This window comes from Pedobacter sp. GW822-FHT03F06 (genome assembly GCF_058801365.1).
The window spans coordinates 119,334-132,657 of record NZ_JBXANE010000015.1; the positions used below are offsets into that span (position 1 = coordinate 119,334).

The following is a 13,324-nucleotide window of genomic DNA, read 5'->3' on the forward strand; positions in this document are numbered from 1 at the left end:
ACAATCATCACCTAATGATTATCCGGATATCTTAATTAAGTTTTGAGGAATATTAAAACTTATCCTTCATGCCAAAAAGGCCCATTAGCCCTCCAGTATGGATGGCCAATACTTTTTCATCTTTACCAATAATTCCTTGTTTCGCTAAATCTTGAATGGCATAAAACATTTTTCCCGTATAAACAGGGTCTAGGAGCAATCCGGTTTTTGCCGTAAAGGTTTTGATAAAGCTGATCAGTTCAGGAGTGGTTTTCGCATAGCCACCAAAATGATAATCAAGATGAAGTTCGAGGTGATGAGATATGGGGGCATATTTGTTTATTTCCTCTTCAATAAAGGAAGCGCCCTTTAATACGGGGATGATATGTAACTTGGTATTTAACTGTTGTTGTTGAATTCCCCTCAACAAACCTGCAGCTGTGGTTCCTGTTCCGGCAGCACAAAAAATGTGGTCGTATGGTTGCTCCAGTTCTTCAATTACCTCTGCACAACCAATAGTGGCTTCAAGTGATGCACCCCCTTCATTTATAAAATAAGCCTGTACGTCGGACGCAAAATATTGGTCAAACAATTGGTGTTTATCCCGATAACTTTCTCGGTCGGTAAAAATGAGTTTCATCCCAAATAAACTGCACAGCAATAATAGCTCATTCTTTACTGCTTCGCCACGTACAAAGGCCGTAGCGGTTAAGCCTGATCTTGATGCTGCGGCGGCAGTGGCTACAAGGTGATTGGAATAAGCACCTCCAAAAGTGACCAGATGCGTTTTGTGATCAGCTTTAGCCTTGGCTAAAATATATTTAAGCTTACGCCATTTATTGCCTGAAATATAAGGATCAATAAGATCATCCCTTTTCACAAACAAGTTGTTTAAAGGTGCAAATGCTATTTTTTGTACCGGGCTATATATTTCTTCGAACACGTGTAAAAATAAAAAACACCTGAGTATTTCAGGTGTTTTAAGCATTATTATATTCGAAAATTAATTATTTGCCGATACCAAGGCCTATACCTGCATTAACCATACTGTATTTTGCCTGGGTATATGAGCCGTAAAATTTAAAGAAACCAAACTTCAACTGAAAGCCTAAACTTCCTCTTACACCATCAATATCGGTTTGTTTAACCGAAATCGGATCAACATAAGTTGCCGAGGTTGTTGCACTTGTTGCAAATTTATAGGTACCTAAGGCTTTTAAATTGGTATTAGATGTTTGGTAACCAATACTGGCAAAAGGCGTAAAAAACAGGATCTTTTTGGAAACAATGGCATCAAAATTTACGCCATTGAATTTAGCATCAATACGCTGATCTGAATTTGCCACATTATCGATATTCAGGTCTAAAGAATATTTATACTGCGTAAAACCACCGGCAATGGCAATATCTACAGGAATCAGTTTTTCTGTTGTCGAACCCATAAATAAGGGTAAAAGTTCAATTTTGGCACCAAAACCGATCATCGATAAACTTCCCAGGTCATCACCTAATTTAATTTTAGGCATTGCCCTTAAAGTAACATCGATATTTTTAGGTAAGCCTAATGTTGCCTGAATTTGTGCCGAAGGCACCACATGGAAACCTACACCCTGTGGCAAATTGAAAAATTTACCTGTTGGAATACCATTGCTCGTGTAAACTTCCATTTTACCACCTTCATGGTCATCGCCAAATGCAGTAGGGCCTATAGATGATGCGCCTAGAGCAGGTTTAATATTACTTAAACCCAAGGTATTTACATCATAACTTCTGCCCGATTGGGGTACAAAAGCGCCCGAGGCCGAAACCCTGACATCGAATTTTAAAAAACCTTTCGATTGAGCGGTGTTCGACCACCCATCGGTTAAACCCAAGCCTAAACCTTTATACAAAGGATCAAAATAGGCATTAACAAGTTTGGTCGCATCTGCTGGCCCGCCCACAAACAAGTCTCCAACATCTTGTTGAGCATTTGCTTTTTGAGCCACTGTCAATAAAAACAAGGCACATAATACCTTTAAAGCGTAACATTTTTTCATATAAATGATTTAGGATGATTTGATTGTATTAAAGATAGGGTTGTTTTTTCGAAAACTGCAATCATTAAAAAATTCTTGAAGTTAAAAGTTTATTTTTGCCCCATGGAAAATGTGGTCGAATTGCAGGAATCAGAAGAGCAGGAATTGTATGAACATTTAAAAATTATTGTTGATAAGGGGCAATCGCTGCTTCGTATTGATAAGTTTTTGATGGTACGCGTAGAAAATGCCTCCCGAAACCGTATTCAAAATGCAATTGATGCAGGGAATGTACTGGTTAACCAGAAACAGATAAAAGCGAGTTATAAGGTTAAACCTTATGATGAGATATCTATCGTTTTACCTCACCCACCGCGCGATACCGAAGTTTATCCTGAAGATTTACCACTTGATATTATTTATGAAGATAGTGATCTTTTGGTGGTGAATAAAGCCGCAGGAATGGTTGTACACCCCGGTTTTAATAATTATACCGGAACTTTGGTTAATGCTTTGGCATTCCACTTTGAACAACTGCCTCAGTTGCCCGGCAATGATGGCCGCCCAGGTTTGGTGCACCGTATTGATAAGGATACCTCAGGTTTATTGCTGATCAGTAAAAATGAAAAGTCGATTACGCACCTTGCACGTCAGTTTTTCGACCACAGCATTACCCGTAAATATATTGCACTGGTTTGGGGCGATATCGAAAACGATGGAACGGTTACCGGTTACATTGGCCGAAGTGTGAAAGACCGTCGTGTGATGGATATTTACGATGATGAAGAAAAAGGGAAATGGTCTGTAACACACTATAAAGTATTAAAGCGTTTGGGTTACGTTACTTTGATCAGTTGTGAGTTAGAAACGGGGCGTACGCACCAGATCAGGGCGCACATGCAACATATTGGGCATCCGCTTTTTAACGATGCAATGTATGGTGGCGATAAGATTTTAAAAGGGACTACGTTTAATAAGTACAAACAGTTTGTAGATAATTGTTTTGAATTGCTGCCCCGTCAGGCATTACACGCACAAAGTTTGGGTTTTATTCACCCTACCACTAAAGAGTATATGTATTTTGAATCGCCATTGCCACCCGATTTTAAAGCTGGCTTAACCAAATGGGAAAATTATATCGCTACATCATAAAATATGCTTCAAGAGTACCTTTTATTTAATGATGAATTTCAAGCAGTTGATCTTCCGATTTTAACGGCCTCTAACAGAAGCTTCAAATTTGGCGACGGACTGTTCGAAAGCATGCGAATGATTAATAATAAATTGCAATTTGCCGATTTACATGCCGATAGATTAACGGCTGGCATGAAAGCACTTAAAATTGATGGTCATGCTTTAATGGATGATTATTTCTTACGCCAAAAAACGGCTGATCTTGCTAAAAGGAACAAGTGGAACGGTAATGTCCGTTTTCGCCTTTCAGTTTATAGGGGAGGAGCAGGTGTTTATACGCCCGAAATCAATAAAGCAGGATACATTTTAGAAGGCATTGCCTTAAAAGCATCTACATATGAGTTGAACAGCAAAGGTTTGATCATAGATGTTTTTGATGAAATGACCAAGCCGGTTAATAAACTCTCTAATTTTAAAACAGCCAATGCGCTGCTTTATGTAATGGCCGGGCTTTTTAAAAGCCAGAACCGTTTAGATGAAGCGATGATTCTGAACCAACATGGTTTTCTATGCGAAAGCATTAGCGCTAACGTTTTTGTGGTGTACAACAAGCAGATTTATACCCCGTCGTTAGCTGAAGGTTGTATAAGCGGTGTAATGCGTACAGCCATTATGCAGTTGTGCAAAATGAATGATATGCCTTTAATCGAAGCGCAGATTAATCCTGAAATATTAAAAGAAGCTGAAGAAGTTTTTATCACCAACGCTACGCAAGGCATTCAATGGGTAATGGGCTACGGCAGGAAACGTTATTTTAACGAGGTATCGAAATTTTTGATCGAAAAACTGAATGCTTTGTAATCTGGTTCATTGGTCATTAGGAGATTAGTGCCATTGGTTCGTCATCTCGACTGAAGCGTAGCGAAATGGAGAGATCTTACTTAACTCATTATTTTTTTGGAAAGCAATACCTGTGCTAATCGGTTCGGGCTGGTCCCGCCCTTTGCTTAATCCCAATTAAATTTCACTTCATAAGATAAACAATTCTTAATCGGGATAACGCTGTCGGTCGGGTTTATTTAACCCTAGACAGAAGCACTTTTGTGGCCACCTAAACCCGATCAAAGCGGGATGCCCCCCGATTTTACATCGGGTTGGCAGAAGCGGGAGCGGGGCTGAAATAACCAAAAAGCTACTGCAATTGCTTTCCTAAAAAGAATAACTTAAGTCGATCGTCATCCCGACTGAAGTGCAACGGAATGGAGGGATCTCTGAACTTGATTCATATCCGATACAGCTAAATAGATTTAGCTTCGCTGAGCACTACGTGGTTCTCGACTTCGTTGCACTCCGCTCGAAATGACGTATCTTTTGTCAGTCGTCATCCCGATTGGAGTGCAACGGAATCAAGGGTCTGTATTAATTATTATAACCGCATCCCCCTTAAAAAATCTTCGATCAGCATCCGTTTTTTACCTTCGTATTGGATATCTAAAAGCTTGATAAAGCCATCTTTTGCGGCAAATTTTAAATAAGTTTTACCGTCCGTTAAAAAGCCTCCGGCAACAATACCTGGTTCTTTATCTTCTATTTCGGCCTTAAATACCTTTAAGTTTTTCTCGTTGAGCACGGTAAAAGCAGTTGGGTAAGGGCTTAAACCGCGGATTAAATTGTGGATGGTTTGCGCCTGGTTGTTCCAGTCGATTTTGCAATCTTCCTTAAAAATCTTTGGAGCATGTTTTAAATCAGCATTTTGTGGCTGCGGCTGCTCTGTTATATTATTGGCTTCGATAGCACGTAGCGTTTTAACCAAAAGATTTGCGCCAACTACCATCAGTTTATCATGCAACTCACCCGCAGTTTCGTCGTCGGCAATGGGCACACTGTCGCTGAGAATAATATCACCGGTATCAATTTCCTGTTTAAGGAAAAATGTAGTTACGCCACTTTCTTTCTCCCCATTTATAATAGCATGGTTAATCGGGGCTGCGCCACGGTATTGCGGTAACAACGAACCATGTAAATTGATGGTTCCTTTAGCTGGCATATTCCAAACTATTTCTGGTAGCATCCTGAAAGCCACTACCACTTGTAAATCGGCTTGGTAAGATCTTAGTTCTTCAATAAACTCAGGGTTTTTTAATTTTTCAGGCTGTAATACAGGAATTCCTTTTTCTACAGCATATTTTTTTACTGCACTTTCATTCAATTTTTGGCCGCGGCCTGCAGGTTTATCTGGCGCAGTAACCACTGCAACTACATCGAAATTGGCTTGTACCAAGGCATCTAAAGAGGCTACCGCGAAATCGGGCGTACCCATAAAAACTATTTTCATAAAGAAAGTGTTGTGTTTCTAAAAATAACGTGGCTACCCATGTTAAAGTTTTGCAAAATAACTAAAAATAAACCCATACTTATAGGCAAAAAATGGTACAAGGCAAAGATGTTGTTCAGGCAAATGGATTGGTGTACGTAACTGATGCGCTACCTGGGATTTACCGTAAAGGAAAACCTGGTAAATTTCATTACGAAGATAAAGATGGAAACAAAATTACCGAAGAGAAACACCTCGACCGGATAAAAGCCTTAGTTATTCCTCCCGCATGGCAAAATGTATGGATTGCTAATAGACCCAATGCATACCTACAGGTTACCGGTATTGATGCTGCAGGCAGGAAACAATATAAATATCATGCAAAGTGGACCAGCCGCCGATCGGAAGCTAAATATTTCCGTTTATTGGAATTTGGAAAAGCATTGCCCAATGCACGGAAAAATCTGGAAAAAGACCTCCGCAGAAAAGATTTCGATGAGCGTAAAGTGTTGGCTATTTCGGTAGATGTACTTCAAAAAACGCTAATCCGCGTGGGTAATGAAAGTTATAAGCAATTGTATGGTTCTTTTGGTTTGACTACACTTCGCGATAAACATGTTAAAATAGAAGGAAGTAAAATTACCATGGATTTTGTTGGGAAAAAAGGTGTTCGGCAAAAAGTAGAGTTAAATGATCGGTCGCTGGCGAAACTGGTCAAGAAATGCAGAGACATTCCCGGACAGGAATTGTTTCAGTTTTATTCGAACGGGAAAGAACATAAAAGTATCGATTCAGGTAAAATAAACGCTTATATTAAAGAAATTACAGGCGATGATTTTACCGCTAAGGATTTTAGAACCTGGGGTGGAACCTTAGAAGCGTTGCGCCAGTTTTCGAAGTGCAGTGCCGACGAAAATTTTAACCTAAATTCAAAAAAGGCCATCGTTAATGTTTTAGATTGCGTAGCGAAAAAATTAGGCAATACCAGAGCCGTTTGTAAGAGTTCTTACGTATATCCGTTATTGCTCACCGCTTACGAAAACAACGAGCTTGGTAAATACATGAAAAAAATGAATAATAACAAAGTAACTGGTAAATCAGGTTTAGCACACGATGAGAAAGTTTTATTATCATTCTTAAAATCAAGTAGTAAATAGAAAACCCATTATATTTGTTTTTTTATCCCTTTATGCAAATTAACCTTGACGATAACACTGCTATTTTTTATACATTAATCGAAGAATCTCCAATGCCGATCGGACTGTACATTGGGGAGAAAATGAACATTAAAGTTGCTAATAAAGCAATGCTTAAAGCATGGGGGAGAGATCATTCGGTTATTGGACAAGAGCTTGCCATTGCTTTGCCCGAGCTTAAAGAGCAGCCTTTTTTAGAGATTCTTCAGAACGTACGCAAAACCGGTATTGCTTACGAAACCAAAGAAGACCGGGTAATGCTGATTAATGATGGCGTTTTACAGACCTTTTATTTCGATTTTATTTATAAACCCCTAAAAGACAATGATGGCACCGTTTGGGGAATTTTGAATAATGCTACTAATGTTACCGAACTGGTAAATGCCCGATTAAAGGTTAAAGCCAGTGAAGAACTTTTTCGCAAGATGATTCAGGATGCACCTGTAGCCATTGGCATTTTGAGGGGTGAAAATTTTATAATCGAACAGGCTAATGCAGATCTTTTAAAACTATGGGGTAAAACAGAAGAGGTAATCGGTCTTCGTTTAATTGATGGTTTGCCCGAACTAAAGGGACAGCCCTTTCCCGATTTGTTAACTCAGGTTTACCATACAGGGGTGGCCCACCATGGTTACGAGACAATGGCGAGGATAGAAAGAGATGGTGTACTTCAGGATTATTATTTCAATTTTGTATATGACCCAATCCGCGATCAGCACAATGAGGTGACTGGCATTATGGTAGTTGCGAACGAAATTACCTCACTCGTACATTCGCGGATGGAAATGGCCAAAAGCGAAGAACGTTTCAGGAATTTATTATTGGATACTCCAATGGCCACAGGTTATTACGAAACGGAAGATATTATCATCTCGCTGGCTAATGATGAAATGCTGAGGTTTTGGGGGAAAGATAAGGATGTAATCGGGAAGCCGATGGAAGAAGCCATCCCTGAATTAAAAGGACAACCTTTTATCGATATTTTAAAAGAGGTTTATCGTACAGGAGTTCCTTATCATGCCGATCAGCAGGAGGCGCTATTACCTGTTAACGGTAAGATGGAAAAGCTTTGGTTTAATTTTACCTATAAACCTTTGAGAAATGCCCAGGGAAAGGTTTATGCTATTTTACATGCAGCAATGGATGTCACGAAACAAGTTCAGCTTCAGCAACAGAAAGACGAGTTTTTGGGCATTGCGAGCCATGAGCTAAAAACGCCGGTAACCAGTATAAAAGCTTATGCACAGGTATTGGAAAGGATGATCAGGAATGAAGGTGATGAGAAAAAGGCTGGCATGGTACGCAAAATGGATCAACAATTGAACCGCTTAACCGGTTTAGTTGGCGATTTACTTGATGTAACCAAAATACAATCGGGCAAAATGACTTTTAATCCCGTAAAATTTGATTTTGATCAGGCTGTAGGAGAAATAGTAGATGAAATGCAGCATATCACTTCTAAACATCAGATCAAAACCGATTTAAATAGCAACAGTAGCGTTTATGCCGATCGCGAACGTATCGGCCAGGTGATTACCAATTTTTTATCAAATGCCATTAAATACTCTAATGATGCCAATCAGATCGATGTGCATACTTATGCATTGAACGATGAAGTCATTTTGTGCGTACGCGATTACGGAATCGGGATTTCGAAAGCGCTACAGCATATGGTTTTCGATCAGTTTTATCGGGTGGGTGGAAATCTGCAACATACCTATCCGGGTTTAGGCCTGGGACTTTACATTTCTGCAGAAATTATCAGAAATGAAGGGGGCAGAATTTGGGTAGAGAGCGAAGAGGGGCAAGGCGCCACATTTTATTTTGCACTAAAAATTTAATTACTCTAATTCACGGTTAAAGAGTTTAACTTTTTATTCTTTAGGTGCCTTTTTTATCGGATGAACAGGTTGTTCCTCAAGCTCACGCTGCTTTGCAGGGTTATTTGTTTTTGGCGCTTTATTGGGGCTACTGTCATTTTCATGCCTCACCGTTTTATGGTCAACAGGTTCTCGGCCTTTAGGCACTTCTTCCTGGTAATTGCTTCCTGGTTTATCGCTTTTAATTTTTGGACCGCTCATAGCTAAAATGATTGAATTTATGAATGATTGAATAGCACAGCGCTTATCAACTATCAATAATAACAAAGCTCTTTCTGTTAAGTTTGAAAATAATTGTAAGGGCAATTCAATCATTCAATCCTTCTCTCACTCAATCCTTAATTATAAAGCAAATATTTCTTACGCATGGCTTTGTAGGCACTTAGGCCTGGCTCCCAGCTGGCTCTAATTTCCGCTTCACTTTTTCCGTCTATTACCTGTTGCCTAAAATCTGCCACACCAACTAATCGTTCAATAGTCCCCATTTCTTTGCTCAGCTTGGTATTAAAGAAATCTTCTTTTCTCGGCGATGCCTGGTACAGTTCGATTAACCAGCTGATGTTTACCTGTTTCGATTTTACCAGTTTTGAGGTATCGTAAGTTCTTAAATCTAAACCATAACAAACCTGATCCTGAAATAATGGTGTTTCTGACATTCCTTTTATGCTTTTTGGCGTAAAACTGAAATCGAATTTTCCTTTAAGGTATGGTGCCCCAACAACAGTAAAAGGAAACATCGTCCCACGGCCGTGGTTTAAATAAGTGCCCTCAAATAAACAGGTAGATGGATAAAGTAAAATAGATTGCTGCGTATTCAGGTTAGGAGAGGGCTTAACCGGTAAGGTATACTCCATATCATGATTGTAATTGGCGTTTTTGATAATGGTAATTTTGCATTTCACCTTATCTTTCAACCAGCCTTCGCCATTTAACATCTGTGCATATTCGCCAACGGTTAAGCCATGCGCAATAGGGATGGGTTGCACACCAATACCTGATTTAAATTTTGGATCTAAAATCGGTCCATCAATTAAATAACCATTTGGATTGGGGCGATCTAAAATCAACAGTGTTTTATTGTTTACTGCACAGGCTTCCATAACGTGCTGTAAGGTATTGATATAGGTGTAAAAACGAACACCCACATCCTGGATATCGAACACCATAATGTCGATATCTGCTAAATCTTCAGCCGTAGGCGTACTGTGTTTGCCATAAAGTGAAATGGCTTTTATACCTGTTTTGGTATCAACATCATCGTTAACGGTAACGCCTGCACTGGCATTGCCTCTAAAACCATGCTCCGGACCAAATATCTTCTGGATTTTAACACCTCGTTTCAGCAGGCTATCAACCGAAGTCTGTGTGCCGATAATCGATGTGGGGTTAACTACCATTCCAACACGTTTTCCTTTTAAAAGTGGGAGGTATTTTTCGGTCTGCTCTGCACCGGTTTTAATTGTCGATGGCAGTTTAACAGTCCTGATCATCAGTTTTCTGTTTTCAGGGCTTTTCTTTCCGAGAACTTCCTGTTCGAGTGGTTTGGGTTGTCCGCAGGCTGATAATGCAATTAAACTGCTTAAAGCAAAGCTGATGTAAGTTTTCATTTTCTTATTATTCTAATCTTCCGGTATTATAACAAAACAATTTACAATATATTTCGATTATGCTATTGGTATTTTCTTGTTACAACTTAATGATTGATGTTTAAAGTTGGTTATTTATTTTCGAAAATGCCATTTTTAAAAAGGAATTGAGCATTTTTGTTAATACAAATTGATTAAATTGAATTTCGAATATTTCATAGCCGGGCGGATAGCCGTTAAATCTGAGCGTACTTTTTCAAAACTTATCGTCCGCATTGCAATAGCAGGCGTGATGTTGAGTTTGGCTGTTATGATTCTCTCTATAGCCATTATTAAAGGTTTTAAAACTGAAATTCAGGATAAAGTAAGGGGCTATTTGGGCGATGTGCAGATTACCCGTTACGATCTGAATAATTCTTTTGAGCATTCTCCCTTCGTACTTGATGGAGAAACCAAAAAAATGCTCAAAAACGATCCCAATATTGAATATTATTATCCTTTTGCTACAAAACCTGCCATCCTTTCGGCCAATAATGAAATTGAAGGCATTAATTTTAAAGGGATAGATAAAAACTATAAGTGGGATTACATTAAGCAGCATATCATCAGCGGAACCATTATCGATTTTTCTGACAGTACCGCTGCCATGCAAGAACTGCTCATTTCGAATTATACAGCTAATCGTTTAAAACTCAAAACCGGTGATGATTTTATCATGTATTTTGTTCAAAACCAGTTGCGGCCGCGTAAATTTAAAATTGTAGGCATTTACGATATTGGTGTAGAAGATATTGATAAGGGTTTTGTGCTGGGTAACCTGAATATTATAAAACGCCTGAATAACTGGGAGGCCAACGAAATTGGTGGTATAGAAATCAGGATCAATGATTTTAACAGACTTAAGCCTATAGCCAGTAATATCTATGAAAAGCTTCCACGCAATTTGCGCTCGTATTCTATCGAAGAAAATTTTCCTAATATATTTACCTGGTTAGGTCTTCTTGATGTAAACACCAATGTACTTTTAATCCTGATGTTAATTGTAGGTGTAATTAACATGGTTACCGCATTGCTGATTATGATTTTAGAGAAAACAAATATGATTGGAATGCTAAAATCTTTTGGGGCCAGTAACTGGAGTATTATGAAAATTTTCCTTTACAACGCAGCTTATTTAATCGGCATTGGCTTATTACTAGGAAATATTCTAGGCTTAGGACTTGGTTTTTTACAGCAGGCCACTCACATTTTCAAACTTAACCAGGCCTCTTACTTTTTGGCTTATGCACCAATAGAATTTCATTTTATTGATGTGCTGCTGCTTAATATCGTTACAGTAGTGGTATGTTTAACGGTTTTGATTATCCCTTCGCTATTGATCAGTAAGGTTTCTCCGCTTAAAGCAATCCGATTTAAATAAGGAAAAAACTTGGGTCACCGGACAGATCATTTTCCGATGCCCAAGCAAACCTAAACTTAAGCTCTTGTCAACTCAACTTTTACAGTTTGTGTACGATCACTTTTCTGAAGTTGAGGATATGGTGTAATGTCAATTAATTTGAGTGAATAATCTATGCCGTTAATTTTAATGTTTGCTACACTTGCTATTGTGCCACAATCTCCTTTGCATAAGATAATTTCCTGATTTATGTTATTGGCTGTTAATTTGAAATATGCTTTTGCTCCCCCGGCGCCAATGCAATCAGCATTTATTGGGCAACGGCTATCACTGATAGATTTTAATATTAATGTAGATGCACCGATTGATTTTGAAGTATTGATTTCAAAATCGTAATTCGTCGTTTTTGTTTCAGATTTCTTCTCACATCCAAAAACAAAAATAGATAAGACAATAAAGAAGAATATTAAATTTTTCATTTAGATATGGATTAATTACTTCTTTTTAAAATGTATTCATAATCTACGGTAGCATAGGAGGTAGCCGGAGAAAAATCTGTTTTTGCACTGAATCTTTTTCTAAGGGTTAAATCTACTCCGCTGCTTCTAATATCGTATTCGCCGTTTAAAATCATATTCCAATCAAAATCTGCTGTCCAAACGCCCTCATCGGTAAAATATCCGATCCCATTCTTAAAGTTATAGGTTCCCTTACCTCCCGATGGTTTCAGGTTAGCATCAGCACTAGGAGTAATGTTGAATTTCCCACCCTGTAACGAGATTGAAATTGGTCGGGTTACCGGCACAGACTTAACACTATTGGTAATTACCAACACACCTGTATAATTGCCATCCAATAAAACATCTACGTTTGTAGATTTTTTACAGCCTAAAGATAAGATCAGGGCAAAAAGAAAAATACAGATTTGAACTTTCATACCCCTAAAACGGAGTTCAAAATGAAAACGCTACATTTAAATTGAAATCCATTCTACACCTTGTGTATTATGGATAAATTCAGTTCTTGGCTCGAGGTTTAGATAAGGATAAGTGACTTTCGAAAGGTATAAGCCTGTAGGATGAGCGGGCAATGATAGTTTTGAGGATTGCAGGGTAATCAGTTCGCTTTCAAATTCGTCAAAGCTAAGCTCTCCTTTGCCAACCATTAGAATTTTACCCATAATAATGCGGATCATTTTGCCCAAAAAGCGGTTGCTGGCAATATGAAACCTCAGCCTGTCGCCTTTTGGATTTGCAAATAAATCAGCTTCCATTACATTGCAGATGGTATGTTCATATTTATCAGGATGTGTACAAAAAGCCCTGTAATCTTTGTATTGGGGTAATAATTTTACAACAGCTTTCATTTTATCAAAATCGAGATTGTTTAATTGATAAAAGGAACTTTGAGTGCTTAAAAAAGGATCTTTATAGGTATGGATAAAATAATCGTATTTTCGTTGTACAGCATCAAACCGGGCATGCGGTTTCCCCTCCATTTTAATAATGTCGAATACCGCGATATTATAAGGTAAAGCTTTATTTAGGATATAAAGCAGATCGAAATCAATCTCTTTTTCGATATCGGCATGAAAAAAGAACTGACTGGCATGCACATGCGCATCAGTCCGCCCGCAGCCATTAATAGCAGTCGGCGATTTTAAAATCTTCGATAGCGTTTGTTCAATAACTTCCTGAACGCTTTTTACCCCAGGTTGTTTTTGCCACCCACTAAAGTATTGGCCTTGATAGGCAATGTGAAAGAAATACCTCATTTTTCAGCTGCAATTTTACGGAAATTTTAGCAGCAGGAATATTA

Annotated in this window: 13 protein-coding genes; 5 read left to right on the forward strand and 8 right to left on the reverse strand. The window is 38.5% G+C overall.

Annotated elements, in window-relative coordinates; all coding sequences use genetic code 11:
* Positions 1–52: 52 nt before the first annotated feature.
* Positions 53–922: a 1-aminocyclopropane-1-carboxylate deaminase/D-cysteine desulfhydrase gene (locus AC1RJ8_RS22255; RefSeq protein WP_492957537.1), complete on the reverse strand. Its 870-nt coding sequence runs from the start codon at positions 920–922 to the stop codon at positions 53–55.
* A 64-nt stretch (positions 923–986) separates the two neighbouring features.
* Positions 987–2,018: a DUF6588 family protein gene (locus AC1RJ8_RS22260; RefSeq protein ID WP_492955722.1), complete on the reverse strand. Its 1,032-nt coding sequence runs from the start codon at positions 2,016–2,018 to the stop codon at positions 987–989.
* Between the two features lie 102 nt (positions 2,019–2,120).
* On the opposite strand from AC1RJ8_RS22260, the gene AC1RJ8_RS22265 reads away from it, so the two are divergent.
* Together AC1RJ8_RS22265 and AC1RJ8_RS22270 are read left to right on the forward strand one after the other, a co-directional pair.
* Complete coding sequence (locus AC1RJ8_RS22265) at positions 2,121–3,149, forward strand: RluA family pseudouridine synthase (RefSeq protein ID WP_131032353.1); 1,029 nt, start codon at positions 2,121–2,123, stop codon at positions 3,147–3,149.
* A 3-nt stretch (positions 3,150–3,152) separates the two neighbouring features.
* Positions 3,153–3,992, forward strand: a complete 840-nt coding sequence (locus AC1RJ8_RS22270) for an aminotransferase class IV (RefSeq protein WP_492955723.1) — start codon at positions 3,153–3,155, stop codon at positions 3,990–3,992.
* 565 nt (positions 3,993–4,557) lie between these two features.
* On the opposite strand, the gene fmt is transcribed toward AC1RJ8_RS22270, so the two are convergent.
* The gene (gene fmt / locus AC1RJ8_RS22275; RefSeq protein WP_492955724.1) at positions 4,558–5,466 is read right to left on the reverse strand and encodes a methionyl-tRNA formyltransferase; all 909 of its coding nucleotides are present in this window, start codon (positions 5,464–5,466) and stop codon (positions 4,558–4,560) included.
* Positions 5,467–5,558: 92 nt separating this feature from the next.
* On the opposite strand from fmt, the gene AC1RJ8_RS22280 reads away from it, so the two are divergent.
* Positions 5,559–6,602 carry a DNA topoisomerase IB gene (locus AC1RJ8_RS22280; RefSeq protein WP_492955725.1) on the forward strand — a complete coding sequence of 348 codons (1,044 nt, stop codon included), beginning with the start codon at positions 5,559–5,561 and terminating at the stop codon, positions 6,600–6,602.
* Positions 6,603–6,634: 32 nt separating this feature from the next.
* Positions 6,635–8,482 (forward strand): PAS domain-containing sensor histidine kinase, encoded by a 1,848-nt coding sequence (locus AC1RJ8_RS22285; RefSeq protein ID WP_492955726.1) that lies wholly within the window; start codon positions 6,635–6,637, stop codon positions 8,480–8,482.
* A gap of 33 nt (positions 8,483–8,515) precedes the next feature.
* On the opposite strand, the gene AC1RJ8_RS22290 is transcribed toward AC1RJ8_RS22285, so the two are convergent.
* Positions 8,516–8,722 (reverse strand): hypothetical protein, encoded by a 207-nt coding sequence (locus tag AC1RJ8_RS22290; RefSeq protein WP_492955727.1) that lies wholly within the window; start codon positions 8,720–8,722, stop codon positions 8,516–8,518.
* A 137-nt stretch (positions 8,723–8,859) separates the two neighbouring features.
* A complete protein-coding gene (locus tag AC1RJ8_RS22295) occupies positions 8,860–10,128 on the reverse strand; it encodes an exo-beta-N-acetylmuramidase NamZ family protein (RefSeq protein ID WP_492955728.1) in 1,269 nt (422 codons plus the stop codon).
* A gap of 178 nt (positions 10,129–10,306) precedes the next feature.
* On the opposite strand from AC1RJ8_RS22295, the gene AC1RJ8_RS22300 reads away from it, so the two are divergent.
* On the forward strand, positions 10,307–11,527 hold the full coding sequence (locus AC1RJ8_RS22300; protein WP_492955729.1) for an ABC transporter permease: 1,221 nt from the start codon (positions 10,307–10,309) through the stop codon (positions 11,525–11,527).
* 56 nt (positions 11,528–11,583) lie between these two features.
* Here AC1RJ8_RS22300 and AC1RJ8_RS22305 read toward each other — a convergent pair whose 3' ends face one another.
* The 3 genes from AC1RJ8_RS22305 to AC1RJ8_RS22315 are packed head-to-tail and all read right to left on the reverse strand — an operon-like array spanning position 11,584 to position 13,280.
* A complete protein-coding gene (locus AC1RJ8_RS22305) occupies positions 11,584–11,985 on the reverse strand; it encodes a hypothetical protein (protein ID WP_492955730.1) in 402 nt (133 codons plus the stop codon).
* Between the two features lie 11 nt (positions 11,986–11,996).
* On the reverse strand, positions 11,997–12,443 hold the full coding sequence (locus AC1RJ8_RS22310) for a hypothetical protein (protein ID WP_492955731.1): 447 nt from the start codon (positions 12,441–12,443) through the stop codon (positions 11,997–11,999).
* Positions 12,444–12,479: 36 nt separating this feature from the next.
* Positions 12,480–13,280 carry a tRNA pseudouridine synthase A gene (locus AC1RJ8_RS22315; protein ID WP_492955732.1) on the reverse strand — a complete coding sequence of 267 codons (801 nt, stop codon included), beginning with the start codon at positions 13,278–13,280 and terminating at the stop codon, positions 12,480–12,482.
* Positions 13,281–13,324 lie beyond the last annotated feature (44 nt).

What these genes read in the sequence shown, in the direction of transcription:
- AC1RJ8_RS22265 (WP_131032353.1), top strand. Translation starts at nt 2,121, where the DNA reads ATGGAAAATGTGGTCGAATTGCAGGAATCAGAAGAGCAGGAATTGTAT.
- AC1RJ8_RS22285 (WP_492955726.1), top strand. Translation starts at nt 6,635, where the DNA reads ATGCAAATTAACCTTGACGATAACACTGCTATTTTTTATACATTAATC.
- AC1RJ8_RS22270 (WP_492955723.1), top strand. Translation starts at nt 3,153, where the DNA reads ATGCTTCAAGAGTACCTTTTATTTAATGATGAATTTCAAGCAGTTGAT.
- AC1RJ8_RS22315 (WP_492955732.1), bottom strand. Translation starts at nt 13,280, where the DNA reads ATGAGGTATTTCTTTCACATTGCCTATCAAGGCCAATACTTTAGTGGG.
- AC1RJ8_RS22295 (WP_492955728.1), bottom strand. Translation starts at nt 10,128, where the DNA reads ATGAAAACTTACATCAGCTTTGCTTTAAGCAGTTTAATTGCATTATCA.
- AC1RJ8_RS22260 (WP_492955722.1), bottom strand. Translation starts at nt 2,018, where the DNA reads ATGAAAAAATGTTACGCTTTAAAGGTATTATGTGCCTTGTTTTTATTG.
- AC1RJ8_RS22305 (WP_492955730.1), bottom strand. Translation starts at nt 11,985, where the DNA reads ATGAAAAATTTAATATTCTTCTTTATTGTCTTATCTATTTTTGTTTTT.
- AC1RJ8_RS22290 (WP_492955727.1), bottom strand. Translation starts at nt 8,722, where the DNA reads ATGAGCGGTCCAAAAATTAAAAGCGATAAACCAGGAAGCAATTACCAG.
- AC1RJ8_RS22280 (WP_492955725.1), top strand. Translation starts at nt 5,559, where the DNA reads ATGGTACAAGGCAAAGATGTTGTTCAGGCAAATGGATTGGTGTACGTA.
- fmt (WP_492955724.1), bottom strand. Translation starts at nt 5,466, where the DNA reads ATGAAAATAGTTTTTATGGGTACGCCCGATTTCGCGGTAGCCTCTTTA.
- AC1RJ8_RS22310 (WP_492955731.1), bottom strand. Translation starts at nt 12,443, where the DNA reads ATGAAAGTTCAAATCTGTATTTTTCTTTTTGCCCTGATCTTATCTTTA.